General features: G+C 36.7%; 22 protein-coding genes. 9 read left to right on the top strand and 13 right to left on the bottom strand.

What is annotated here, in order from left to right; translation table 11 throughout:
• Positions 1 to 67: 67 nt before the first annotated feature.
• Complete coding sequence (locus ACUXV2_RS08320; protein WP_446246544.1) at positions 68 to 1,549, bottom strand: phytoene desaturase family protein; 1,482 nt, start codon at positions 1,547 to 1,549, stop codon at positions 68 to 70.
• A gap of 399 nt (positions 1,550 to 1,948) precedes the next feature.
• Here ACUXV2_RS08320 and ACUXV2_RS08315 point away from each other — a divergent pair, with 399 nt between their 5' ends.
• Together ACUXV2_RS08315 and ACUXV2_RS08310 are read left to right on the top strand one after the other, a co-directional pair.
• Positions 1,949 to 3,397: an AIPR family protein gene (locus ACUXV2_RS08315; protein ID WP_446246543.1), complete on the top strand. Its 1,449-nt coding sequence runs from the start codon at positions 1,949 to 1,951 to the stop codon at positions 3,395 to 3,397.
• Positions 3,390 to 4,217, top strand: a complete 828-nt coding sequence (locus ACUXV2_RS08310) for a restriction endonuclease (protein ID WP_446246542.1) — start codon at positions 3,390 to 3,392, stop codon at positions 4,215 to 4,217. The genes ACUXV2_RS08315 and ACUXV2_RS08310 overlap by 8 nt, the downstream gene beginning before the upstream one ends.
• A 468-nt stretch (positions 4,218 to 4,685) precedes the next feature.
• On the opposite strand, the gene ACUXV2_RS08305 is transcribed toward ACUXV2_RS08310, so the two are convergent.
• The 5 genes from ACUXV2_RS08305 to ACUXV2_RS08285 form a co-directional block, all read right to left on the bottom strand.
• The gene (locus ACUXV2_RS08305; RefSeq protein ID WP_446246541.1) at positions 4,686 to 4,814 is read right to left on the bottom strand and encodes a hypothetical protein; all 129 of its coding nucleotides are present in this window, start codon (positions 4,812 to 4,814) and stop codon (positions 4,686 to 4,688) included.
• Positions 4,815 to 5,021: 207 nt separating this feature from the next.
• Complete coding sequence (locus ACUXV2_RS08300) at positions 5,022 to 5,729, bottom strand: M48 family metallopeptidase (RefSeq protein ID WP_446246540.1); 708 nt, start codon at positions 5,727 to 5,729, stop codon at positions 5,022 to 5,024.
• A gap of 3 nt (positions 5,730 to 5,732) precedes the next feature.
• Entirely contained in the window at positions 5,733 to 6,227 is a 495-nt protein-coding gene (locus ACUXV2_RS08295; RefSeq protein WP_446246539.1) for a DUF1456 family protein, read from the bottom strand.
• 476 nt (positions 6,228 to 6,703) lie between these two features.
• On the bottom strand, positions 6,704 to 8,731 hold the full coding sequence (locus ACUXV2_RS08290) for an RNA-directed DNA polymerase (RefSeq protein WP_446246538.1): 2,028 nt from the start codon (positions 8,729 to 8,731) through the stop codon (positions 6,704 to 6,706).
• A gap of 104 nt (positions 8,732 to 8,835) precedes the next feature.
• A complete protein-coding gene (locus ACUXV2_RS08285; RefSeq protein WP_446246537.1) occupies positions 8,836 to 10,092 on the bottom strand; it encodes a reverse transcriptase domain-containing protein in 1,257 nt (418 codons plus the stop codon).
• Between the two features lie 481 nt (positions 10,093 to 10,573).
• On the opposite strand from ACUXV2_RS08285, the gene ACUXV2_RS08280 reads away from it, so the two are divergent.
• The 6 genes from ACUXV2_RS08280 to ACUXV2_RS08255 all read left to right on the top strand — a co-directional run bounded on the left by ACUXV2_RS08280 (position 10,574) and on the right by ACUXV2_RS08255 (position 13,821).
• Positions 10,574 to 10,855: a DNA/RNA helicase domain-containing protein gene (locus tag ACUXV2_RS08280; RefSeq protein ID WP_446247025.1), complete on the top strand. Its 282-nt coding sequence runs from the start codon at positions 10,574 to 10,576 to the stop codon at positions 10,853 to 10,855.
• 133 nt (positions 10,856 to 10,988) lie between these two features.
• Positions 10,989 to 11,114, top strand: coding sequence for a hypothetical protein (locus ACUXV2_RS08275; RefSeq protein ID WP_446246536.1), 126 nt, complete (start codon positions 10,989 to 10,991; stop codon positions 11,112 to 11,114).
• Positions 11,111 to 11,254, top strand: coding sequence for a DNA/RNA helicase domain-containing protein (locus ACUXV2_RS08270; RefSeq protein WP_446246535.1), 144 nt, complete (start codon positions 11,111 to 11,113; stop codon positions 11,252 to 11,254). Before ACUXV2_RS08275 ends, ACUXV2_RS08270 begins: the two co-directional genes overlap by 4 nt.
• The gene (locus ACUXV2_RS08265; RefSeq protein WP_446246534.1) at positions 11,247 to 11,498 is read left to right on the top strand and encodes a nucleotide pyrophosphohydrolase; all 252 of its coding nucleotides are present in this window, start codon (positions 11,247 to 11,249) and stop codon (positions 11,496 to 11,498) included. The genes ACUXV2_RS08270 and ACUXV2_RS08265 overlap by 8 nt, the downstream gene beginning before the upstream one ends.
• 403 nt (positions 11,499 to 11,901) lie before the next feature.
• The gene (locus ACUXV2_RS08260; protein ID WP_446246533.1) at positions 11,902 to 13,131 is read left to right on the top strand and encodes a YHYH domain-containing protein; all 1,230 of its coding nucleotides are present in this window, start codon (positions 11,902 to 11,904) and stop codon (positions 13,129 to 13,131) included.
• Between the two features lie 12 nt (positions 13,132 to 13,143).
• Positions 13,144 to 13,821 carry a PH domain-containing protein gene (locus ACUXV2_RS08255; protein WP_446246532.1) on the top strand — a complete coding sequence of 226 codons (678 nt, stop codon included), beginning with the start codon at positions 13,144 to 13,146 and terminating at the stop codon, positions 13,819 to 13,821.
• Between the two features lie 165 nt (positions 13,822 to 13,986).
• Here the strand turns inward: ACUXV2_RS08255 and ACUXV2_RS08250 are convergent, their stop codons facing one another.
• The 7 genes from ACUXV2_RS08250 to ACUXV2_RS08220 form a co-directional block, all read right to left on the bottom strand.
• Entirely contained in the window at positions 13,987 to 15,462 is a 1,476-nt protein-coding gene (locus ACUXV2_RS08250; protein ID WP_446246531.1) for a DUF2357 domain-containing protein, read from the bottom strand.
• Positions 15,437 to 17,668, bottom strand: a complete 2,232-nt coding sequence (locus ACUXV2_RS08245) for an McrB family protein (RefSeq protein WP_446246530.1) — start codon at positions 17,666 to 17,668, stop codon at positions 15,437 to 15,439. Before ACUXV2_RS08245 ends, ACUXV2_RS08250 begins: the two co-directional genes overlap by 26 nt.
• A gap of 179 nt (positions 17,669 to 17,847) precedes the next feature.
• A complete protein-coding gene (locus tag ACUXV2_RS08240) occupies positions 17,848 to 20,658 on the bottom strand; it encodes a DEAD/DEAH box helicase (RefSeq protein ID WP_446246529.1) in 2,811 nt (936 codons plus the stop codon).
• A gap of 241 nt (positions 20,659 to 20,899) precedes the next feature.
• A complete protein-coding gene (locus tag ACUXV2_RS08235) occupies positions 20,900 to 21,295 on the bottom strand; it encodes a (deoxy)nucleoside triphosphate pyrophosphohydrolase (RefSeq protein WP_446246528.1) in 396 nt (131 codons plus the stop codon).
• 129 nt (positions 21,296 to 21,424) lie between these two features.
• A complete protein-coding gene (locus ACUXV2_RS08230; protein ID WP_446246527.1) occupies positions 21,425 to 22,408 on the bottom strand; it encodes an HNH endonuclease in 984 nt (327 codons plus the stop codon).
• Positions 22,409 to 22,428: 20 nt separating this feature from the next.
• Positions 22,429 to 22,752 (bottom strand): nucleoside triphosphate pyrophosphohydrolase, encoded by a 324-nt coding sequence (locus ACUXV2_RS08225; RefSeq protein WP_446246526.1) that lies wholly within the window; start codon positions 22,750 to 22,752, stop codon positions 22,429 to 22,431.
• Between the two features lie 41 nt (positions 22,753 to 22,793).
• Complete coding sequence (locus tag ACUXV2_RS08220) at positions 22,794 to 24,734, bottom strand: DNA/RNA helicase domain-containing protein (protein WP_446246525.1); 1,941 nt, start codon at positions 24,732 to 24,734, stop codon at positions 22,794 to 22,796.
• 222 nt (positions 24,735 to 24,956) lie between these two features.
• Between ACUXV2_RS08220 and ACUXV2_RS08215 the strand changes: the two genes are divergently transcribed.
• The gene (locus tag ACUXV2_RS08215) at positions 24,957 to 25,232 is read left to right on the top strand and encodes a helix-turn-helix domain-containing protein (protein ID WP_446246524.1); all 276 of its coding nucleotides are present in this window, start codon (positions 24,957 to 24,959) and stop codon (positions 25,230 to 25,232) included.
• Positions 25,233 to 25,598 lie beyond the last annotated feature (366 nt).

Below are 25,598 nucleotides of genomic sequence, written 5' to 3'. Positions count from 1 at the left end.
CTGACTTTCCTCCATTTTAATACAAAAAAGGTGTCGTCCTTCTCTATAATAGAGAAATACGACACCCTTACTTATGATCCTTCATAATACTCCTCGCCGCATAATAACCGCTAAGAGCCGAAGATAACGTACCCGGCCCCGGAAAGACCTGTTCACCGACAATGTATAGCTTGGGCAGTGAAGACCGGACACTTTTCGGCTTGGTGATGGCATTTCGAACGGTCAGCGGGAAGCCCCCGACGGCCCTTTTTCCGATATAGCGCTCATATGTTAGGGGAGTGCCCGCTTCTGCAAACAGCAGGTTCTCTTTTACCGGAATGACCTTCCCGATCTCCGCGAGAATCTCTTCTGTCACCCTCTCCTTGATTCGCTTGTACTCATCCTCTGTATATCCCGACCAGTTCTCTAATTCAGTATGCAGCGAGACCGTCATCATCACTTCCCCTTCAACCAATTCACCTTTCGAGTCAACAGAATGATTGAAGGTGACATAAACAGGTCCATGGGTGTTTGCCCTAAGAGAGGGAGAATCCAGACTCGGAACGATTTGATAAGCGAAAGGCAATGGCATTTCCTTTAACGACTCACTCAACCCATCTTCAGACAAAATGGCATCGACTCGAAAGGCTCCCCAGGAAAACTCGTTCCCGTTTTCGTATCTCGTTCCCTCCCCAAAGGAGATGCCTGAATTGTTGATCACAAAATCGAAGGAAGCCGTACATTTACGGCTGGCCACATTCCATTGTTTCCTGCTTTTTTCATAGACAAGGCTTTCAACCGGAGACACTTTCACAATCTCGCCGCCGAGATCTTTAATTCGGTGTGCCAGGGCTTTTCCCAGCTGGCCCATACCGTTTTCGATAAAAAAACTGCCTCTTCGATAAATCGTCAGAGCCAGACTCGATGGAAGCAAGGCTGCCTCCCTCACATCCGTCTGCACCGCATCAAGAAGCTGGGCGTTCAGTAGTTGACGCAGTGGTTCATACGAGTCAAGATGATACTTCCTCATGAGATCTTCCACTGTATACAGAGCATATCGTGCCAAGCGGGCCATCGATCTTGGATGCTGTACAGCGTGACGGGGCAAGCTTCCCAAATCATATCGTTTTCTGACGGGCAACGAAACCCTGCTTTCTGTCACAGCCAGGACATCATCACTTATTCGTTGAAGAGCCTCCCAGAACCTTACCACATCCCCGTTTCTCGGCTGAAACGCTTCCTTCAGTTCCTGTGCCCACAATGCCGGACTTTTAACAATCGAAACCTTCCCTTCCGGCAAAATGACATCCATTGGATGAAGCAGTTCCTCAGCAGGCAGATCGATATCCAGTTCCCTCAATAAGGTTCTTAACAAGCCATTTTCCTCTAAGCCAAACGCAATCGTTGCACCTGTGGGAAACTTTCGTCCCTTCCGAACATACCACCCCGCTGAACCTCCAACGGTCGTGGCTTTTTCAAGGACCGTCACCTTATACCCTTCTTTCGCCAAATAGGCAGCCGCCGTCAATCCGCCCACACCCGCACCAATAATACAAACCGACTTAGACAAGGGATCACCTCCGCGCCTTGCATCCCGCAAGCAATGTTGTTGCCATTATTATACCCTTTATAGACCTGAGATGATAAAAGTGGAGGTGTTGCGATGTGCTGGTGGTGTTGACTGGGGACGGTCCTTGTATTTTGGAAGCAAGAGAATCGTCCCCATGAAGCGGGAAGGTAAAGCTACTATTCGTGGTTCACCGGGAAGAAATTTTAAAACAAAGCCTGAATATTTTCCGCGCGATTTTAAGTGAACCGAACTTCGGGGCTTGCTTTCATTGTAGACTTCTATACGCTTAAATACTTTGATAAGATATAATGAATAGAAGACACTAGTTTATAAACTCATTCTACAATTAGATGTATAATAAAAAGATTAAGCTAAATCCAGATAGGGAGTGAAGCAATCATGCCTACGATATTAAAACGCTTTGAAGAAGACGAAGAAAATTTCATTCTAAGAGTTAGAACTGATCAAATCACCACCATGTTTGATCCCCATGATCTAAGACAATTCCTTTCCAACCATAATCATATGCCAGATATAAATAACTGGCCTCACACACTTATTTATTCAGCATTTATTCATGTTATGGACTTAGGACTAGGAGATGATGTTACAATCCCTATGAAGAAAAACCCCCGGGAACAAAATATCAAAACGACACCATCAAGAAGAATAGCGCAAAGCTTAAAAAACACCGATATCGTTGAAGACGGACGACCTCATAACCAGGCATTTTACCTATTGAACCGAGGAATAGTTTTGGTTGCTCATAAAGTAGTAGTGTTAAGCAATGTGATTTTTGAAGATGAAACTCAACTCAATCCTGAAGTTCTAGAAGTAACTATGGATAAAGAGCATGAAGGTAACATCGATGGAGGCCATACCTATAAAATCATCAAAAATACAGTTATGGACTATAGGAAGAATGAAGAACTTCTCGATGCATTTGTAAGATTTGAAATAACTGTAAATTTCACTGATGTTTCACGTTTGGCAGAGGCAAGGAATACCTCTGCACAAGTGCTTACAAGATCAATCGTGAATTTGCAAGGAGGGTTTGATATCTTAAAAGATCTGCTATCAAACCTTCCATTTGCAGATAGAATTATGTATAAACAATTTGAAAAAACGGAAGATGGATCTAAAATGTTACCAGTTGAAAATATTATTCGTTTATTAGACTTATTCAATCTAGAAAGAACTCCTAAATACTCAACGAAATCTAAATATAGTCGTAAACCCTCCGTTCCACCTATGAAGTGGGCTTCAGGGGCTGACCCAATAATTAAAGCATATATTTTAGAAATGGAAAATGCTGCAGAAGAAGAACGTGATTCTGAATATGTAAAAATGGCCGCTATAATACCTGGATTGTTTACTATATACACTTTTTCAGAAAAGAATATTCCAGATATTTACAACAGGGTAGGGGCCCTAGATTCAACCAGTACAGGTAACTATGCCAATATAGGTTTTTCCAAGTCGGACAAGAAGTTCATGTATAAAAATTTCCGAAACATTACAACTTATTCAGATGGTCAAAAAAACACATTAAACGGAATGAAGTATGATGTGCCTGCAGGATTAGTTCATCCCATAATAGGATCCTTTAGAATGTTAGTAACAAAAGACGATGACGGTTACTATAAATGGTTAGAAGGCTTTGATCCAACTAACCAAAAGGAAGTTGAAGAAATGATCGAGCCTCTAGTTAGTTACTTGGTTACTAAAGCCAGAAATGAAAATGTAGATAAAGTAGCCAAAAGTAATGAACACTGGAATTATTGTTTATTAACTATGGATCAGGTAAGACAGAGTATTGAGGAAAGAGGAAAAGTTAACAATGAATGATTTTGTTGTTGATGTCTTTAAATCGATCTTAAGAAATGTCGATATAACATCATGCACTAAAGAGCAGCTAATAAAAAGGATTGAATCTGATTTAGATGAAGAGATTGAAGATTATGAAGTCAGCCCAATCTTAGAAAAAGCCTTTCAATTAAACTTAATAAAAGAGATAAATGACGGCTTGTTGCTATTAACAGATAACGGTAGGCAGTTAGTAATTAATCCCCAAACCAACTTTTATAATATATGGAAGGGGCAACCTTTTACGGAAGATACAGATGAGCTTACAACACCTGAAGCTCCATTTGCACATAAGCACATTGAAACATTGGATTCTTTAATGAAAGCTTACAAAGATTATTCAATAAATTTAAGAAGATACATTAAGTCTTTATTGATGAAGATGAATGCTTATAATTTTGAATCCTTAGTCATAAAGGTTTTAATTGAATCTAACGAAGCACCTTATGGAGAAATTACTAAAAAAAGTGGTGATGGCGGCATAGATGGACTACTTTATAGAACTCCACTTAAACAAGGAGAAATTCCGGTTCAAATAAAAAGATATTCTGAAAACAACCTTGTAGGTGAACAGGACATCCGTGACTTCATTGGTGCTTGGAGCCAGAAACATACTAGTGGAGCTTATTTTGTTACCACCTCAAGCTATACTAACAAGGCTGTAAACAAAAGTGAAGGCAGAGGTATTATTCTAATAGATGGAAATCAATTTATTGAATTGATGATTGAACATCGTATTGGCTTAGAGACACCAAGCGAACTAAATTTTGGTTTAACACCCAATCTGAAATTATTTGATTAATAAAAAGGAGAAGTGATATCATAATCTTCTCCTTTTTGGTTTGGCTATGCTTCAATATTTCATCTCCATGTCTGCTAAAGTTCTTGACCCCATGCAACTAGTTTCTTATGTATTTAAGGTACCAATAGGTTAAACAAATATAAGTCCTGTCTATTATTTCTACTATAACAACTGTTGAAAAAAATCCTTTTGTCCTTCCTTCATCCCTGTATACCATTTAAATAACTCCAATTATATAAACTTCATGATAACCACCTTTATAAGTATCTCATCCACTTAGCCGAATTCCATCCGGTACTTATTTATCTCTCAAGCAGCTAAAGCTCTAAATTTCCCGATAAGCTTTATTGGGGGCTAAAGTAATTATTGCATCACCGTCCCCTAGTATATTAACTGGTATCTTAAAGCGTTTCTAATCTATTAATATGAGAAAAGAGTGCTCTAAAAAGCACTCTCTTCCAAACAAGCTTAAAAAGGAACTTCAATCGCTTCCCCATAAAAATAACTCAAAACATCAACCTCATATTCTCCATAAGTCGGATCGAGACGGTTGCCGTCCCAGCGGTGGCCGAATACTTCTTCAATTAAAATTTCCATACCGCCTTCAGCAAAAGCTTCAAGCTTCTTCCTTGCTTTCAAGCGAAATTCGCTATCTACAAATGCTTCTATATAAAAACCAGAGGGACAGGTACTCCGGTCTTTTATCAAAATTGAAAAAAACCAGGGTACCTGTCTCCGTGGCTTTCCCACCCGCTCCCTCAGCTAAGCTTCCGTCAAACCGGATTACACTACTCTCCCACCCTACTACACCGTCATTTTCCAACTGGATGCTGCCAGCCAGTTTTCTTTCTCTTTATAGTCCGGCACGATTTTTCCAACAAGTCTCCAGAAGGAACGGTCATGATTGAGATGCACCATATGGCACATTTCATGGACGACTACATAATCGACCACTTCTCGGGGAGCCATGGCCAACTTCCAATTGAAGGTCAGCTGCCTTTTGGCGTCACAGGTTCCCCATGTTTTGGTGCTGTCTGTAATTCGGATGGAATGCGGCTTTGTTTTAAAATAATGCTGGTGTGAAGAAATACTTTTCTCTACTAACGCTTTACACTGTTGATAATAAAAACGTTTCAAAGCTTGTTTGATTCGTTCATCCTCCAGCTTTTTGACATAGACATGGATTGTCGTTTCATCAAACAGGACATGATCCTGCGGGCTGGATGGATAGTGATGGATTTCTATAGGAAAGACCTTACCTAAATACAGAAACTGCTCACCCTGAACATAGACCTTTTCCTGGGGCCCATTCAGACGGTCCTTCCTTTCTTTCGAATTCCTCAGGATCACATCCCATTTATCCTCTAATAATTCAATGATAGACTCGTCCGGCGTACCTTTCGGGGCATGCACCTCGACATTTCCATAACCATCAAGATAAATACCGATGGATTTTCGATTTTTGTACTTAATATCAAAATGTAGCGTCTCACCTGAAAAAGTATGATTCATGATTTATCCCCTGTATCTAATCGTTAATCCTTTCAAGAAATTCCTGGCATATCGGTCACCACAAATTTGATAATTCTTATGGCCTTCTCTCCGTAAAATGGCACTCATTTCGCCTTTGGTGACCTTCACACCCGCATCTTCCAGGATGTCGATCATATCTTCACTTGTCAAAGAGAGCGCAATTTTAACTTTCTTGAGGAGAAGATTATTTACGTGTTCATACGTTATTGCCGGCCGTTCCGGTTGTCCTGGCTTAGGCTCCTTTTTGCCTCTTTTATATGTAATGAAGCCATTTAAGAAAGACTCGAACACTTCATCATCACATGGTATATGATTTTCCTGTTGATCATCCTCATCCACTGATTTGGTCAGGACCTTCATCACCTCATCTTTAGAGAAATCCATGCCGCCAAGCTTAAAAATCTCCACCATCTCTGTATTTTTTATATCCAAAGCATATCGTAAACGAATCAATATATCGTTGTTATCTATATTCATGGGTTGACCTCCTGTTCATTATCTTGACACTGAAACACTAGCTTACCACTTTAGAGGCTTTGTTACATAGTATTAATTAGAGGGAAAGCGAAAAATACAATTGTGGTTTGGTATAAGAGACAACTTTGATGTATTTGTCTACATAATAATATAAATTAAGCTTACACCCTTCTTCCACTCTACTAAATATCCCAAAAGTGACGATGACATTTAATAGAAATTAAAGAATTAAATTGTAAATTGTTATATTATGGATGAAAAATGTTCATCCTCTCTAGGGTCAGCGGGAATCATCCTATTAAATCGTTCACTGGGGACGGTTCTCATCCTGCTTAATTAAATAAAAAAAGCAGAGCAGGAACCGTCCCCACGCTGCATCAAAAACTTGTTGTTTAAGGTAGTTAATCTTACTAATCAAATTATTATGAACCGACTTCAACTAACCTCTATTGAGTTCGAAATCCAGGTAAAAAGCTTTATCTAGAAATACTTACTTGGTCGACAACATCTGGATTAAAGACAGTTCTGTCCTTTGTATAATAATAAAAATTTGAATAATAATCCTCATTTGTAAATTTCCATAAGATAAAATGGTCTGTGTTAGTAAGTAAGAAATCCAAAACTAAGTTCTTCGCCAAATCACTAGGTGAATCTCTTAAGGTACCTTTAATAATTCCTAAATTATCTAAGATTTCTTTTCTTAATATTCTATTTAACTTAGGGTAACTAAGAAAAATATAGACCCACCAGCAAAGTTCATCCTGAAAAAAGTCATTCCAATTTAATTTTTGAACTTTATTTTTTATTAATTGGTTAGTTATTCTAACTAAACTCCGGTCAGAAAAATTGGTGTTATTTTCAAAAATACAAAGAGTCGCTAGGTTTTTGGGATTGTCATCCTTTAATATTTGCTGTTTTATTTTTTCTATTAGATCAACTGTAATTCCTATATCATAGTTTGCAAAGAAAAGAATTAAATCAATCCAATCACTTGTGAAACGCGAAAAAATATCTTTTTCAAACCTTTGGATATTTCTTTCAATAAATTCTATAATCCCAGGCGTTTCTTTTTCAATAAGAAGCGAAAGTATTCTAATTAATTTTTGAGTCGAAGTATAAGAAACTTTTCTTGAATATACATAAAAAACAAATGAAATTAGTTCATTTATCGCCATGTTTATATAGAATTTTTTTCCCTTCTGCTCTTCAATCTTTTTTAATATAGTACTCAGAAGGTACGAACAAACTAAAGAGTCCTCTTTAGTAGTATTGACAATAGATATTAACATTCTTCTAAGGTCGATATACCTCTTCTTTTTAGCATAATTTGATTTTTTCTTACTTGTAGTCATTTCTTCAAGGTTTCCAATTGTTGATGCAACTTGTTTAAATGCCGCATTCATTTCTGTATCTTCTAAACTACTAAATAGTGAATTAGCCTTACTAATAAATACGTTCACTTCATTAGTAAATATGCCCTCTATCTCAGAGACCATCTTTCCGATATCATTTTTCCATTCATTCACATTATTTTCTTTATTAAATTTAGTTAACTTTGAATGATTAATTTTAAGCTGAAACCTATTTAATAAGTTATTGATCTCATTTCTTATTGTATCCTCAACCTCAGCTGAATTAGTAAAAATAAAAAAGTCATCTACAAACCTATAAATATAATAATCTTTATTGATGAATAATTTTTCTTCAGATAAATTCATTATTAATATCTGATCAAGATGTATAAAAAGAAATTCAGCTAATAATCTTGATATCTCCGGTCCAACTAGAATACCATTTGTCTTAGAGCCATTAATGTTTTGTAAAAAGGAATCAATATTTTTGTAGATAGAATTTGAATTAGATAGTTTTTTGGAATCATAAATCTTATTAGATACTAACCATTTGTAAGAATGAGTATAAATGCTTGGATAACAATCTTGAATATCCAGCTTCATTAAAAAATCAAATTTATCTCGCAAATATATAAAACTTCTATGATTTATGAGTTGATTAATGTTTTTAAACGGACTGTGTTTAAAAAAAGTGCCACTTGCTTCTAATGAAATAAGAAGTTGCTCTTTTGATTTTTCATTCGAATAATAAACAGTTTGGTTCTTATCCTTTTTATAAGTAAGTTTGTTAACTCTATTTGGTTTTCTAGCGGAGAATGAGTTTTTATTATGAATAATGTTCAGAATATCATTTTCAAAAATATCTATAAAAGATAAGGCCTCTATTAAACCAAAAGGGTTAATCAAAGAGATTTCTCTAAAGCTCTCCTCTTTTTTGGATATTTTGAATTTAAGTGGAGCCGAATGCCATTTAGGATTAAAAAATTCCTTTTCTTTTGATATTAATTTAATTAAATGATTGAATTTCTTTTTATTACCTTGTAAGTATTCGTAGAAATATCTATGGGTATAGTGATTGCCTTTTTCATAAGGTAACAGATCAGTTAAAAGGAAATCGAATGATTGCCTATTAAATTTATTACTTTGCTCCATTAATTGACACCTCTAAAAAAAATTGATAAATTATACTTACACAATATCAAGAGCTAGCTTTAGCTAGTTCTTAAAGAAATGACGAGATTCTATCTCGTCATTTCCTATATAACCTTATTTAACAAAATGTTTGCAAGTTCTTTATAACCATACCTGTCTAAGTTTCTCCTATCTAATATACCGACCACTTCTTTTAACTGTTTATGATTTAAACCAATCTTTCGATGTAACAATGTTGCTCTATTATTAATAAAACAGCTAGCAAACTTTTTGTTTTTTAATTGATTATGTATCTTTGGTGGAGTATGAATCCCATTTATTCTAAAACATTCTCTTATGGTCCATTCAAATAAGTCTGCTGTTTCTTTAGTTAGATTTTTGAGGTTGTCATTATCTTTCATAAACCTTTTTAATTCCTTATAGCTATCACCAATCCCTCTAACCTGCCACTTCTTTCTCTCATTAGATTTTCGGCTTCCATAAAAAACTACTCTCTTGAACATCAGTTCTAGCTTAAGACTCAGAGCTTCAATATCTTGATCATGTTTGTACTCGATTACAATTTCATTTATTTTAGTAACATATTTATTTAGTTTTTTTGGTGCTATTCCTAATTTATACGGGACTTTTTTAGATTGGCCCTTTTCAAAAACATACCCTAGATATGTAAACTTATAATTAGTATCATCACAATTGTAATAGTCAGTTTTACTTTCATTGATTGAGAGTTTCTGCCCAAATACTTCTTTCATTAACTTTTTAATTTCCTTGACAATTATGGTTTCATCTAGCTTTTCATCTAATATCAATATACAATCATCAACATACCTACAATAAGTAAGCAGCCCCATGTCTTTAAAATTATTCATTACTTTTAAATCAAATCGAGTTCCTGCAATTTCAACAAGTGAATTGTGCAATCCTATACCTGGTGTACATTCATTTAAATTATTTAAATAATTTTTCAAAAATTTATATTCTCTTGATTTTAAGGATAGATCTTCATTGATAAATTTAAAGCAATTTTTTAAATCAATATTATAAAAGAATTCCTTAAAATCAAATTTATAGATAGTATAAGAATTATAACAATGTAAATATGGAATAATGTTCATCAATTCCGTCATAATAAAAGATCTATTTGGAAACGAAAATGTAGAATAAGAATTAATTAAATCCTTATAATATTCTAATGCTATATTTTCATTCGCTAATAACTTTGATTTATCTATCACCTTCCTATTTTTTATAATTCGAGTGCTGTATGTTGGTATATAGTTGAAGTTGTTTACCGTGCTCTCAATTTCACACTCCTCTAAGGAAAAACTATATGCAAGTTTTTTTATTATTCTCCTTCTCAATCTTATACTCACCTCAATTTATTCAGATCTTATATAGAGCTTTATAATTTATTTTCACGTTTCTTATAGTGTGACCCTTCATATAAAGGGATAAATAAAGTATTACTCTGAATAACTATATTTAAAATTGGATTTTGCTAAAATTCTATACCGGAATTTCATTTCCAATACTAGGTATCATAAGGCAACGGACAATGCACTTATACCTACTAATCAATAGTTTCCTTAAGAAATTCTTCCTATTACCATTAAAACACTTTCAGACAATATTTTACAATAAAACCCAAGAATATTCTTAAAAGAATATTTATTAAGCGTAGTCATCCTGTTGTAAGAATGAATGTATGAAAAACTAAGACATTGCATGTTAATATTTTCAAAAAGAGATAATGAGGTTAAGAGAATGCACGAACTTATTGTGGAAAAAAAGATTTCAAGCGTGAACATCTCAATCAAGTAAAATCAGTCCCCTTAAACAAATATCCAATCGTATATCATTAGAAATCAATACAATGCCAAAACAATAAAATTGACTTATCAATTGAGGATGAACGCCAATCCTGAAACCATGAGATGGATTGATCATTTTGTTGCTAAAGAGTTACTTCCTTTACCACCTGATTCAAAGTTTGTGTTGAAAATTTTTGAAGAAGCTTCAGCCTTTAAAGAAGCCATTAAGAGTAATAATGATAAAGTCGGTCTTTCTCGCATTGTATCAACCTTTGATTACCTTCATAAAAAGATAAGAAGACCTACATCGTAGATAAAGAAGGAAAGGAATCAACATGCCCTAGAATAGCACTAAAGATAATATTACGTGGGCAGAATATCCGGAATCCGTCAAAGAGGTCGGCTCGATTTATACTGTTTAGGGATTTGACCTGAATTATGTTGGAGTGGTCCTTGGCCCCTCGGTTGGTTATGATGAAGAAAATGACCGGCTGGTTATTGACCCTTCAAAGTATAACGACTCCGGGGCATTCATTTCAAGAACAGACCTATCCTCGGAAAAAACCAGGTGATTAAAGAAGAAATCATCTTGAACTCTATCAACGTTCTGATGAAACGCGGGATCAGCGGCCTATATATTTATGCCACAGATCCTAAGTTAAGAAATAGGTTACTGGAGTTGCAGTGCAAAGGAGATAAAGATTATGAGTGATATACAGAGAATGATTAATTCAGTAAATAAATTCAGGGATGAACGAAATTGGAGACAATATCACAATCCAAAGGATCTTGCCATCTCCATCTCAATTGAAGCAGCAGAGCTCCAGGAAGATTTCCAATGGATCAGCAACGAGAAAGCACTTCAGGAAAATAAAGAGAACATCCGGGAAGAAATCGCAGATGTTCTAATTTACTCGTTGATGCTTTGTTCTGATCTTGAGTTGGATATTAAGTAGATTGTTGAGGAGAAGTTAGAGAAGAATGGTGAGAAGTATCCAGTTGATATTTAGGAGGAAGAATATTTTTATTATTCCTTTAAGTTATTATCAATATTATTGAAAGAAGGGTCAAGAACATAGAACTGTTCTTGACCCTTCCCCGTTAACTGGGGACGGCTCTCTTCGAAAAAATTGGAATCGTCCCCACACAATATTGGATAAGTAATTACAAGGAAAATGATAAACAAAGTATTTCTTTTAACACTTTTAATATCTGTACCACAATATTGGACAATTTTATAAATGGCTTTTCAAAATAAATTTACATTCTTCCTCATAAACATAAATTTAGCATCTAGAAAACACCAATATTTAACTTTATAATGAAAATTGAGTAATTTTCAAACAATGGAGGAAAAAAATGATAAAAAAAGTTTTTGCTATTACTTTATTATTTTCTGTAGTCTTTGGATCGATTGCCTTCGCACACAGTGGAAGAACAGACTCTAGTGGTGGTCATAACTGTAGTGATAAATCAAAGGCAAAAGGACTATGCACCGGTTATCATTCTCACAATGGCGGGGGAACATCTTCCGACAATGGTAGCTCATCTGCAACTACCCAGCCGGCAGCGACCAGAAACGATAAAGATTGTTCTGATTTTGGCAGCTATGATGAAGTAGTGGATTACTGGAATTCTAAGGGATATTCAGCTACATATGACCCAGAAAACCTTGATGGCTGGGGAAATGGAGTAGTTGATGACGGCATACCGTGCGAAGCTCCAAGCGGTTATGATAAAACAAGGATTAATAACAGTCCTGAACAAGCTCAACAACAACAGGATGAAGCAGATAAAGCAAACGGAGAAGAACATGGGTATGCCCAAGGGTTAAAAGACGGTTACAATGAGTCTGCTTCTAATAGTTCAACATCAGAAGGATCTGATGCTTTTAATGTGGGATATGCCACAGGTTATGACAAGGGTTATAACGAAGGAAAGACCAAAATTGAAAAAGAAAAGAAAAAAGCTTCAGAGGCAGGTTACTCCCTTGGTCAAAAGCAAGACAAATTATCTTTGCCTAAAGAATATGCTTCCCATAAAGGATTGAAAAAAGCCTACGAGGATGGTTTTAATAAAGCATTAAAAGAACGTCTAGAAGCAAAGAAGCAAGAGTTCACCAAAAAAGGATACGATGATGGGAAAAAGGATCAACATTCCCCTCCTACGACGCAGGATGATTCACTAATCGATGCCTATGAAACTGGTTATAAAAAAGCTCAAGCGGAATTAAAACAAGAGTATTATGACAAAGGATATGAAGCAGCCTTTTCATTGATTGAATTTAAAGATCCAGGTTACGAGAATGATAAATTCAACTCTTGGTTTAAAAATGGCTTTGATTCAAACAAAGAAGTCGAAAAGATTGAAGAAGCTGGATTTTATTTAGGTCAACAAGGGGAAAAATTATCAATTCCAAATGAATTTGTTAAAGGGGAAAAAATATTCAAGCATTATTATGAGCTCGGATATAAAGAACATGAAGAACAACAACAAAAGGCAAGATCAACTGCTGCCGGTGGATTTGGATTAGCAGCATTAGGTTGGTTAGGAAGAAGGCTATACGTTGCCAAGAAAATGATAAGTTAAGAGGTGAAAAAAATGGGCGTTTATCAAAAGCTATGTTATAAAGTCGAAGATTTCTTCGTTAAGACACTCACAAAAAAACAAGATCAGACCATGATTAAAGAAAAAGTTGCTAGTTATCGGACTAAAAATGAGGATCGTCATCTCCAACTAAAAGAAGAAAAAAAGAAAAATGCTGAAGAACAACAACGTATCCGCATCCTGCAGCAACAAGATCGTGAACGAGTACGTCGGGAAAAAGAAGCAGAAGAAAAAAGGGAAATAGAAAATCTAATTTCTCAAGTTATGGATACTCGTAATAGCTCATACACCACTTATGAATATAACGAGATTAAGAAAAACAGAGCTTTCTTCCAATCCCTATTAACCAACGTATTTGAACCGAACGAAAAAGCACTGACCTTTATTCACTGTGAATATGATAAAACGAAGAAACAAGAAATCAAGGGTTATTTAATCCCCACAAATAAAAGGATTTTGTTTTTAAATAAAAACCTGACATTTATGGATAAATTCAGATACCAGACAGTAATCAACGTCAATTGGTTTAAAGACGGATTGCTCGAAAAAGGTTTGAAGATACAATATGGGAAAAGAAGATTAGAATTCGATGAAATCTTTGATCAAGAGCAAATGCAGCGGGTTGGGGATATTATCTTAAACAAGTCTAATAAAAGAGTAATTAACAGTTGATAAGAAACAGAGCCGAAGGCATGATATGCCTTCGGCTCTGTTTTTTATTTATAAATAAAGAAGTATGGGAATTTCCAGAACTGTCAGCTGAAATTCTTATTTTTGAATGAAATGAACTCAGCACATACTAAAGTATTTCATGTGATTTTAAGGTCTAATCCCTGCCTAATAATAAATTACTTCACTAATAACCTTTGAAATTAAATCCTTCAGTCGTTCATTTTCACCCCCAGGCACCATTTGAATAGCCCCCATTTTATAACGTTCATGATACCAGTCTTGAAAGTACCTCATCGACTCCGCGGAATCTTCATTAGTCGGGGTCAGAATATACACTTCCCGGACGGCTCTTCCTTCTGTCTTCCTATGTAAGATTCCATCCCGGTACTTATGCATCTCACCAAGTGCCGTCCCCAGATTCCCTGGCACTCTATATTTAGGATCGAATATGATGATCCCCTCCCCATACTCCAGTACGATATCCGGTATCATCCTTTGGGTAAAAGTATGGAATTTTCCAGAATTATATTGATAGGTACGCTGAAAATAGAGGGACATACCACCCCGAAGTTCAATCCGACTTTCCTTGTTTAGGGACAAGTCCAAAAATAGTCCACTCTCGGTGGTCCTATATAAGTCGCGGATATCCTCAACCAAGTCCAGTTCCCTCAAAATCCCTACGATTTTCATGAAACACCACATCTCATATAATTCGAACGTATCTTTCAGGGCAATCGGATAGTCGAATCCGATACCTTCCCTGTTATGCCGGTAAAGTTGTTCGAACCATTGGTACCAAAGTCGGTACACCGGATGTTTCCTGAATTTCTGAGTGATTGTATACGGCCCCTGATGTATGGAAACCTCATGGATGAAAGGAGCGTTCAACCATCTCCTGATGATGGAATGATATTTCATGGCAGTCATTGCTACCCCTGTCCGTTCCACTTCCATATAGGACCGTAAAAGAGTACTTAAGTCAAACAGCTGCTTTTTCAGAACCTGATTTTCATATATATCTACCGTCTCAAACGTTTTGGCGGTCTCAACATGGAGGGGGGGCTGTTCCCCGTACCCACTTTTATCAAGCCAGTGCAGTGTCTTCTGTTCGACGCGCTGTATCCGTTCCCTCTTTTGATTGATGGGAAGTTTGATGAGACTACTGAATGGTTGTTTCTCAATACGGGTAAAAATCCTGCGTAGCTGCTGGAATGAGCTTTCGATATATATCCACTGTGTCCATGAAGCTCCCCGGTTCCACCCTGAAGCACTTACTTCCCTCTCCAATCCATTCAGTTGAAAACATGTATTACTTTCCTCTAAAATCTCCTCGATCATCAAATCAAATTGCTGTTCCGTCAGCTTTCGAGAATCAGGATAGATGAATGTTTCACGTTCTTGGCCATTTAAGCACACCTTAATACTGCCGCTTTGAAAAGGGGCAATGAAGGTGGTGTAGAGGAAGTCGCCATCTCGATGGAAAGGCAGCGGCATCCCTTGTACTCTTAGATCAATTACTTCCCCTCCATACCGTAGTTTGTACTCCGTAGCCTCTGTTAAAAAGGCTTCTAAAAATGGCTTCCAACCCTCAGCAGGCAGCCAGATTTCCAATTGTTTATCTCCAGAACTGAGTTGCACCATAATATTCCAGCTCCTTTTGCATCCTTTTCACATGATGCAAGGAAACATCGCTTCCTTCCAAGTTAACGGACAACCATCGATTAAGCTCCCCTAACATATCGGATATTCGTTCATCACCGCGTATCTTGGTGAGCACTTTCTCTGCTATCACACCGTCTAATGACTCCATTGCTTCCATCGCATGCTCTGTTCCCAATTGATGATTTGCATATAGCTTTTGAAGCATCTCCCCCATCGTCCGGTAACCAAAATGAAGGTCATAAGCAGTTAAAGTGGCATGCAATTCTTTCAGCAAATCGAATTCCCTTGATAGGACTCCCTTGATATCCGAGTCAATCCTTTTCCAGAAGGTCGTGAAGTCCACATCCGACAATGTCATCACAAATGCCCGGTCCAACACCTTATCCGATATGGAATGGGTGGTCTCGTCCACATTAATTGTCCCCAGAATGTAAACATTGGGCGGGATAGTCAGTTTTTTGGGGACATCCTCCACATGATCATCATGATGTAGAGGGATTTCCTTCCTTGATTCCACAGCACTTAGGTAATCGCTCAGATAATATTCAACACGGGCCAGGTTCATTTCATCAAGCAAGATGAAATGGGGCTTTTCACGTTCCTTCAAAGCATTCAATATCACTTTCAGGAATTCAGTTTTCACGTACCGCTTCTCAAAGGAACTATAGTAACCGAACAAGGAGCTGGCATCCGTCCAATCGGGGCGTACAGGTATGATGCTGAAATACGGATTATCACTTTCATAATCCAGCCCATATACAGCATTGGCATAAAGGCGGCATATCTGCGTTTTTCCAGTCCCCGAAATCCCGCTCAATACCACGAAATGCTTGTCATCTAGTGCGGTCAGATTGAGATGCAGATCACGTACAATCGCCCTGGAAAAAGTGAATTGACTGTTCTCTATCATGTCAAGTATTTCTCCGAATCTGAAGTTCGGTTCTAGCGTGTCTATCTCTTCGGAATCTTCCCCATCTTCGATTTCAGGTTCCTCTCCATCATGATCAAAAGGCAATTCAACCGCTTTCCTGGCATGGGCAAATAGCAGAGCTGCATCGATGAAATTCTTCTTCACCTGATGCGCCCCTTCATTGAACATTTCGGTGTCATTATCATATGTACCAACATAATAGGAGGTATCGTCCACTTTGATCCCATGCTCCTGAAGCAAGCGCATGGCTTTCGCCTTGATTTCCTGATTATCCATACTTTGAGTGGCAAATAACTTCTTGATCCACCATTCTTTTGTACCCTCAGAGAGAATTTCCCGCACATTGGTGAAAATCTGGTTGCCCCCAGCAACCCGCACGACAATCGTTTGGAATGGGGAGTTCTTATCATGATAGTCCAAATAATCAATATGCCCTTTGGTAATCATCTGGTCCCCGTCATTTATTTGAAAAGATTGCCTCTTTCCCTGGGATTTATATTTTTCTGCTGCAGAAATCTCTACCCTATATTCACGTCCCAGTATTTTCGTTTCCTCAATATCCCTTATAACCGACAATTGTTCTAAAGCTTCCAACGCTCTCCGTCCCGTGCTTAGTTCATTATTCAAGTGATTTCTGAACTCATTCATTTTGCCCCAGACTTCTTGTAAATGCCCTTTCAGTTCTTCCTCGTGCATCTGACCATCCAGAGCAAAACCTTTACCAACTTGAAACCACGGCCTCTTCCTTGGCTTGATACAGCTTTTCACATACCCTTCAAACTCCTCTTTTGGTACCTTCGTTTTTTCCTTCCAACCCGTAAATATCGAATAACCTTCGGGAATCGAGGCTAGCACTCTTCCTATATCACCACTCCTGACCCAGGACCAAAAAGGTATAAAGCTTACTTCTGTATGTATTAATAATGAACGATCGATTCCGTTCAATTCCAGGTTGAATAGGTTATATTCCTTCCCGGAAGATTTCATATATAGACCAACAAAGTACTTCCTGCCCATATCAGAGTTCTTTTTCTTTTCTGCATAAGTAGGATTTCGAGAATCATGATAAGTTGTCGTCAAGGTCATATCGTAGTTACGAATATATAACTCTTCACCCAAAGGAAGCTCCTTTGAATCTATAAATCGTTCAAAAATCCCCGTTACGCTAGGAGCTACTTCATCAAGCACTCGCCGGCACCTGAATTCCGTATTATTTTCATCAAATAAAGATTGATAGTGAGTAAGGTTCAACATTGTATTCACCTACTAAATTGTTATTTTCTGATTCTAGACTAGCATACTATGGGGAGGAAAAGGGAAAGATTCTCCTTGTTCTAAACAACCATACACAGACACTTTTATTTTTTCTGATAACGAGCATGCAATCAATACGAAATTGCTTTTTCAAAAAATAGCCTTCTCAAACGAGAAGACTATACTTTCTTTGTAAACTCCGTATACAAATTCGAAGGAATTTCATGCTCCAATTCCATTTTAACTGTTATAGGCTTTTCCCCTTCATACTCCACAGAATTACCTTTTCCAATATAAATATAAGGCTCAATCTTTCCGTCAATTTGTTTATACTTTCTAATAAAAAGGTGAAGGTTTATATTCCTTTGTTTATTAAAAATAATGTTCTTTCCGCGTTCTGAAGATTGACCAGTACTATTTGGCGTTTGCCATTGAAAATACTGTGTATCGATAAACTTATCCTTATAATTTATACTTTCCTTAATATCTTCCTCTTTATGGAGATCAATAAATAGAAAATAATCATTTCCATTAGCAAGTAGTCCTGAACCCCTAAAAGAACTATGAGCTTTTCGATAATTTGATAGAAGTGCTGCGTCCACCATTTGGTATTGTTCATAAAGTTTAAAATGTGGAACACCATAATTCTTATTTTTGTATTCTTTTTCATAGCGGAAAATACCGTAATTCAAAATATCTTCAATGAAAAGATAATACTCCTTGTTTTCTAAAGTAGTCTTAAATGCGTTCGTTTTAACTAATCGACTGTCACGATGATCCACTAACTTTTCCTTAGTTCTTTTTTGAACACTATCATAGTAATCTTGATTTAAATACTCAAAGGCATGAAAAATGCTATCTTCTTCTACTCCTTCGACAATTTTCAAAATTTCATGTTTTGCCTTGTGTAGAGTAATTTCTTCATGATTCATTAAGTAACGCAAGATAATAAATTCATAGATTCTCTTAAGAGGTAACTTGCTTGATAGCTCTTTTAGAATTCTTTCAAACGTATCATCCAAAAGTAACTTCTTAATCCTGTCGTCTTTTTCTACTTTAGCTACAAATTGAAGATATGACTTTTCTTTATCAATGAATTTAGTGGGATCTGGTGCTCCATCATACTTCAAATAATCCATAAGGTATAAAGGAATCTTACCTTGATTTAACTTTTTAAATTCGAAGTACTCTTCCTTTAAATATTTCATGGAATTAAAGTTTTCCCTATCAATCTGTTCTAATATACGCTCTTGAGCTATCTCATCCATTTGGATATGAGTGGCTCCTGGAATATTGGCAAACCCTGTGGCTATCGCTAGCTTTAAGCTTTCTTTGTCATAATAACGGCTACCATTTAGAGCAATGGCAATTAAAAATACTTTACTGTGATTCCCTATAAAATCGAGAACTGTTAAAAAAGATTTATTTGCGTGTTTACGAAGTCCACGACCTAATTGTTGAATAAATATTATTGGCGAGTTTGTTGGCCGCAACATGAGTACAGAATTTATTGAAGGAATATCTACCCCTTCATTAAAGATATCTACAGTAAAAATAAATTCTAAATCATCTTCATCGTCTTCTAATCGCTTAACGTAACTTTCTCTCTTTTCAATAGAATCCCCACCATGTAAACTAACACTCTTATATCCTCTTTTATTGAACTCGTTTGCCATGTATTCAGCGTGTTCTATGCTGGCACAAAAACCGAGACATTTTCTCTTATTTCCATCATGGCCGTAGAAATTCATCTGCTCGATAATGAAGTCAACCCGTTTATTAACCTTAAGTCTTTTAGTTACTTCAGCAATATCATCGACTGAAACATCACTCAGGTCTACACCTTCAACGTCCGTAATGCCAAAATAATGAAACGGAATGATTAATTCATCATCTAATGCTTCATGTAAACGTACTTCTAAAGCCACATTGTTATTAAATAAGTCAAACACGTTCCCGTCATCGCTTCTCTCTGGTGTGGCTGTCATACCGAGGGTGAACTCAGGTGTAAAGTAATCCATCACTTTTTGATAAGAGGGGCTTGTAGCGTGATGTGCTTCATCATAAATAATATAATCAAACTCATCTTGCTTAAAATCCTCATAACATCTAGTCATGGTTTGGATTGTGGAGAATAAATAATCTGCACTCGTTTGTTTATGATTACCTGTAAAAAGACCAAAGGTTATCTCCTTATTCACAATAAGTGTTTCAAAAGTATCTTTTGCTTTTTTTAATATTTCTTCTCTATGTACAAGAAACAATAACTTTTTCGGTTGAAATGCCTTTACATCAAAAGCCGACATATATGTTTTACCGGTACCGGTAGCTGATATAACTAATGCTTTGTTTTCTCCATAGGTTCTTAATCTTTCTAGATTTTCCATTGCTCTTCGTTGCATTCTGTTTGGTACAATATATTCCGCCTTCTCAAATATCAATTGTTGAGATTTTGAGTTTAGTTTAATTTTGTTTAGGAACTCTTCGTACTGATAAATAAACTCTTCGTCTGCATTTTGACTATTTTTCCATAATTGCTGATATTCTTTTAGAAGACCTCTCATAAAGGCTCCATCTTCTTTAGTAACGATTTCTACATTCCACTCAATATTACTCTTAAGTGCACTCTGAGTAATATTAGAAGATCCAATAATAACCTTATAACTTTCTTCATATTCAAACACATAGACTTTTGTATGGAAGCCGATCTCTTTATCCGTAACAAAAACTTTAAGATCAATGTTCTCAAACTGTTTAATCTTTTCCATAGCTTTAGGTTCAGTGAAATTTAAATATGTAGACGTAAGAATCTGACCTTTTGTACCCTTTTCTTCAGCTATTTTTAACGATTCTAGTAGCAGCTGTAGCCCGCTAAAATTAATAAATGCTACACTAAAATAAAACCTTTTACATTCTTTGATTGATTGAACAAGTTCATTTAAAAGGTTCCGATTATTTGAATTGGTAATTAGTTTATTTTCAAATTCCATATTGATCTCCTGACTAACTAAAATTCAGATTTCCCTATAAAATAGGAATCACTTTTTATGTGGAGAAATGAGCTTTCACCATTAATAAAACATCTGTAGTAAAGTTACATTCCACATTGTATTTCACACTCGATATGGCCAGTCATTTCCAGTTATTATAGTAAAATTGTAATCCTATTTTCCAATACTGTAAACCATATCCACAAAGAAAAGCTACCCAAATAATGGATAGCTTTTCCGGTTATACATAAACTTTTGCGATTTTTTCAATGGCAGGGATATCTGCCGGTGCCCATTCAAGAGTATGTAACTCATCGGGTGATAACCACTTAATGGCTTCGTGCTCAGTTAAGACTGGTTCTCCTTTGATCAGCTTGCAATGGTATGTAGTTAAATGAACAATACCAAAGTCATACTCATGTACTGTATGCTCAATCTTCTCACCTATATCAATCGTACAGTGCATTTCCTCTTGAATTTCTCGTTTTAAAGCCTGTTCTGGCTTTTCACCTTTTTCAATCTTTCCTCCAGGGAACTCCCAAAGAAGAGGTAAAGACTTTTCGGTGCCTCTTTGGGCACAGAGAACTTTACTATCTTTAAATATCACTGCCCCAACAACGTGTATGTTTTTTTTCATATCTTCCTCCTTGTGGAGACTTTATAAGACTAGAGTAACATAAGAAATTAAGTAGCTACAATATTGTCAAATAACTAATAACTGCAATATATTAAATTATTTTATTGAAAATCACTTACCAAATATAAATTAAGGAGTCCAAATTACATCAAATCCACTCTTAACAGAATAATCATAAAGCATAATCATTTTATTTGGGTTATAATTGTGCATCTGCTTATGTAACTCATTATTAACAGGAAGCAATAACTCCTCATTACGCTCTATTATCTCTTCCAGAAACCCTCTTTCCGGCAACTTATCACTTTTTGAACTATTACACTTTTTACAAGCCAGAACAAGATTCCAAATATGATCCGATTGTACAAATGACCATGGAATAAAGTGATCAACATGTGTTTCTCTTTTTTGTCCAGTCAACGCCTTATTACAATAAAAACAACGTGCTGTAAAATGTGATAAAAGTATGTTCTCAAATGGTCTAAGGGATGATCTCTTGGCAATGCTCTCTACCTTTCCTAGAAGATAATTTATACTAGGAATGTCATTCAATTGCTCAATCATTGCTGCCATATGATAATTTGTAAGATTTGTGATAAGTCTTTGATAATTCAACATGAAGCTATGGACTGCTGGATTGAATTTTAATCGTTCAGTTTTATGATCGAAGGCATAAAATTCACCTCTTGTGTCGCCATATAATGCCCCAAATACATTTTCTTTCATTGTGGTTTTTATTTCGCTAACTAACTTTAACTGTATAGATTCAGGTATCTTATCAAAAATCATTTCTTGAGGGATAGAATTCCTGCTCTGTTCTTCCTTGATAATTGTTACCACTCTTGCTGTTTTCCCTCTGTTTTGATTCGTTAAGTTATGATGGACAATCAAATTCCAATACACTTTTGTAAATGTGTATGCCAACTGATCGTACGTTACTTGGAGGTCCTTATTAATTTGGTATAAATTTTCTATCAGTGCTTTGATTAGGGCGTACTTATAGGTAGAGGATTTCACAGATTTGCTTGAAAGGACGATTGTAAAGCCTCTCCAGATCTCTTCATCCGTTAAGTATGACTCTCTTAACTCTCCTACCTTTAGCTTATGACTCATTTGGACCCATCCTTTTTAAGTTAATCCTCTACTTCCTTCAAAAAAACCTTTTTATCAAACGAGCCTCTTTTTTCAGCCTTTTCACGCCGTATGACTTCTATTTCGTCTAGAGTCGTATCACGAGACTTAGCAAGCGCATGAACAATCTCCATCAGATCAGCTAATTCTTCTATAGCATCTTCCCTTGTCACTGCATTGTGGTATTCCTCTAACTCTTCAAAGCTCTTTTTCTTTAATTCCGTAAGGTAATCCTCTTCTGAAAGAATTCTTGTTGTAAACGTCTTTCCGGTTGCTTTAATGATTTCTGGTATTCTATCCCGCACTAGTTTGTTATATGTAGGCAATAAAATTCCTCCTTTATAATTTTAGATAGTATCAAACCTTATTAATAATCCGTTTTAACCTCAGCTACCATACTTCTAGCCACAAAGAACTCATTTCCGCCATAATCCCAACTACTCTCCTCAAACCGTCCCCTAAAATAATGTCCAAGCTCAGGATCCGTACAATACATATAACAACCCTTTTGCCCCCGAGTCATAAGCGTCCGATACGTATTCCTTATTATCTCATCCGCCACCTTCTCTGCTCTTTCAGGATCTTCCTTCAGCATTTTCTTAATCCCTTTCAAAGATGAATCTGTCTTTGCTCTTTTTGTATGATCTGTAATGACCTGGCCATTTTCATATTTCATGTCATCCCCGACGATCACACCAACGTATTCAAACTCAAGACCTTGGCATGTATGGATGCAGCCGGCTTCTTTAATTGAATCGGAATCGATCGCCCAGGTCGCTGAGTTATCCAAGTTCCAACTCATACTTAAGCCGAATTCTTCAAGTTTAATATCATGATAGGCTGTGCTTCTCTTCCCTTCTTTATCCCAGTTCCAGCAGTATCCTGCAACAATTCGGGATTTGTTGTTGGTGTTTTTTCTCTCGATTTCATTTCTCAGTTCATTCGGATCATCAAACACTCGGAAATCGTACTGGCCTCCTATGTAATTGGCGTTTGCCGTTTTCCTAATCTGTAGGACTTCGTCCAACCACGCTAAGTAACCATCAGAGCCACTGCAGCGGAATTGGGATTCGAGGTTCATGATAGTAAGCGGTGCATTGTTTTCTTTCGCAAATCGTTCAATTTCTTTCATGCTGCCATGATCCTTTAACGTGACCCGCTGTCTTTCGTCAATGAAGAAGATGGAAAACTTCGAGGCTTCGATAATTTCCTTAGTTTGATTTTCACCGAGATGCTGAAACATCCCTGACTTTAGGTTCAGTCGGTGGGCTTCATCAACGATTAAACAATCAAACCCATCTTTAGGAGCATCAATATAGCTACCGGAACCCTTAAACAAGTTATCGATATGTCCTTTTTTGAAATCTTTTTTCAGTTTGGTAGAGTAGATGTTTCGAGGTGCCGCGTTCTTAGTGACGTACTGACAAACCATGCTAAGATTAGTTAAGTGGACCAATAGATTGATAGCGAGAACCGATTTCCCTGTACCCGGACCACCCTGCACGATCAGTACCTGCTTCATATTCTTACGAAGAGCTTCTTTTGCCAAATGAATGGCTTCTTCATACACCACCTTCTGATCATCAATCATCACAAACTCCTCGTTACCCTTCAGCATCTGATTCAATGAATCCTGAAGCGACTTAGATGGCCTGATGCGACCATGCTCAATTTTATAAAGATTCTCCTTATTGTCCCCGAACTGAATATAACGCTTAATGAAGTCCCTCAGATTTTTTGCTTGCCCCTTTACGAAAACTGGAGCCTGCTCCATATAATACTCATAGACCGGGTCAGTCAGGGGATCGTGTTTTCCTTGATTTAAGTAATTATGTAAATATGCACAAGGATACAGCTCCATCTCTTCATTCTGTGCATTCTCGTTGTAATCCTTGATGAGAGATGCATACGACCAAGCTTGGTAGGACGGATGAGTCGTCTCCACCAGCCCCCGATTCATCGCCGTTTTTACAATCGCCTCTTTCCCCCTGATCACCTCAACCGACTCCCACTGCTTTAGTTCCACAATCACGATGGAATTCTTCTCGCCATCCTTCCCTGAGATTAGGAAATCTACCCGACGCGACGTGTGCGGGATCTTAAACTCAATCGCCACCCCGGCGTCATCAGGAATCTCTTGATCACTAAGGACACGATACATGTACTGCATCGAATTATCCCACGAGCGAACCTCCCGCTCATTGATCTTACCGATCTTCGACGTGTAATTGCTGCAGATATTATTGACTAATTCATCATGAAAAACGTCTTCCAAGAACTCTTGTTTAGTAGCTTCATATACGATCATTTTAGTCAGCCTTTCGTCTAACAGTATATTCCTATTATTTAGTTAAATTTGGGATTTAGCAAGAGGAGTGCAGATTTTATGCTCAATATTCCAAGCTTCCAAAAAGCTGCAGACGGAGTAAAAAAAACTCAAATAATATCCATTTATTGTAATATATTGACGTTATGTCCGTTTAGCACCATTTTTCACAACTTGATAATGGTTGTAAAAGGGGTCAAAGCATTGGATAAACCATTGACAGAACGGCAATTATACGGAAAATACATAGCCATCTTTTTAAGGTTAAGAAGAGACGAAATAGGCTATACTCAGGCAGAACTCGAAGAAAAAGCAGACCTTGCTAGAACCACGATAAGTAAGATTGAACGTGGTAAACGAATCCCTGAATCCTATACCCTATCAAAAATTGCAATGGCTCTGGCGATCAGCGTGGATCGCTTAAATGAAGAAGTTTGGGAGAATGTGAGGGGACATAAAGACAGTGATTCTTCTACATAAATAACTTCACTAGACTGATTTAAACGATAGAGGTGATTTAGATTAAAAAGCAGGAATTTGTTTTATTGAAAGATAAGCAAGTTTACAATTTTATTATTGTTGGGTTTAATGACAAGAACGCCTATGGAGAGGTGTATATTACGAAGAATGATAATAGGACATCTATATTTAGGGGTTCTGATGTAAAGGAAGTAATTAGGTTGGCGAAGAAAGCAAGCAGCAGCTAGGGATGGGAATAAGCTACTGCTTTTTTATTTAATGCTACTAATACACTGTGTTGTTTCCCCCTTCATATTTCGCAAAGTTTAGGGTTTGACCCCCTCCACGTTTATACGTTAGACGACCGGGGGGCAGGCCCGAATTTTC

Source organism: Rossellomorea sp. NS-SX7 (assembly GCF_052828565.1).
The sequence above is the reverse complement of the archived record's forward strand: the minus strand, read 5'-3'. Positions and strand labels throughout refer to the sequence as shown.

Bases quoted from the DNA above. Each gene is read 5' to 3' on its own strand.
- ACUXV2_RS08315 (WP_446246543.1), top strand. From the start codon at position 1,949: ATGCCTACGATATTAAAACGCTTTGAAGAAGACGAAGAAAATTTCATT.
- ACUXV2_RS08310 (WP_446246542.1), top strand. From the start codon at position 3,390: ATGAATGATTTTGTTGTTGATGTCTTTAAATCGATCTTAAGAAATGTC.
- ACUXV2_RS08305 (WP_446246541.1), bottom strand. From the start codon at position 4,814: ATGGAAATTTTAATTGAAGAAGTATTCGGCCACCGCTGGGACGGCAAC.
- ACUXV2_RS08300 (WP_446246540.1), bottom strand. From the start codon at position 5,729: ATGAATCATACTTTTTCAGGTGAGACGCTACATTTTGATATTAAGTAC.
- ACUXV2_RS08295 (WP_446246539.1), bottom strand. From the start codon at position 6,227: ATGAATATAGATAACAACGATATATTGATTCGTTTACGATATGCTTTG.
- ACUXV2_RS08290 (WP_446246538.1), bottom strand. From the start codon at position 8,731: ATGGAGCAAAGTAATAAATTTAATAGGCAATCATTCGATTTCCTTTTA.
- ACUXV2_RS08265 (WP_446246534.1), top strand. From the start codon at position 11,247: ATGAGTGATATACAGAGAATGATTAATTCAGTAAATAAATTCAGGGAT.
- ACUXV2_RS08260 (WP_446246533.1), top strand. From the start codon at position 11,902: ATGATAAAAAAAGTTTTTGCTATTACTTTATTATTTTCTGTAGTCTTT.
- ACUXV2_RS08255 (WP_446246532.1), top strand. From the start codon at position 13,144: ATGGGCGTTTATCAAAAGCTATGTTATAAAGTCGAAGATTTCTTCGTT.
- ACUXV2_RS08250 (WP_446246531.1), bottom strand. From the start codon at position 15,462: ATGGTGCAACTCAGTTCTGGAGATAAACAATTGGAAATCTGGCTGCCT.
- ACUXV2_RS08245 (WP_446246530.1), bottom strand. From the start codon at position 17,668: ATGTTGAACCTTACTCACTATCAATCTTTATTTGATGAAAATAATACG.
- ACUXV2_RS08240 (WP_446246529.1), bottom strand. From the start codon at position 20,658: ATGGAATTTGAAAATAAACTAATTACCAATTCAAATAATCGGAACCTT.
- ACUXV2_RS08235 (WP_446246528.1), bottom strand. From the start codon at position 21,295: ATGAAAAAAAACATACACGTTGTTGGGGCAGTGATATTTAAAGATAGT.
- ACUXV2_RS08230 (WP_446246527.1), bottom strand. From the start codon at position 22,408: ATGAGTCATAAGCTAAAGGTAGGAGAGTTAAGAGAGTCATACTTAACG.
- ACUXV2_RS08220 (WP_446246525.1), bottom strand. From the start codon at position 24,734: ATGATCGTATATGAAGCTACTAAACAAGAGTTCTTGGAAGACGTTTTT.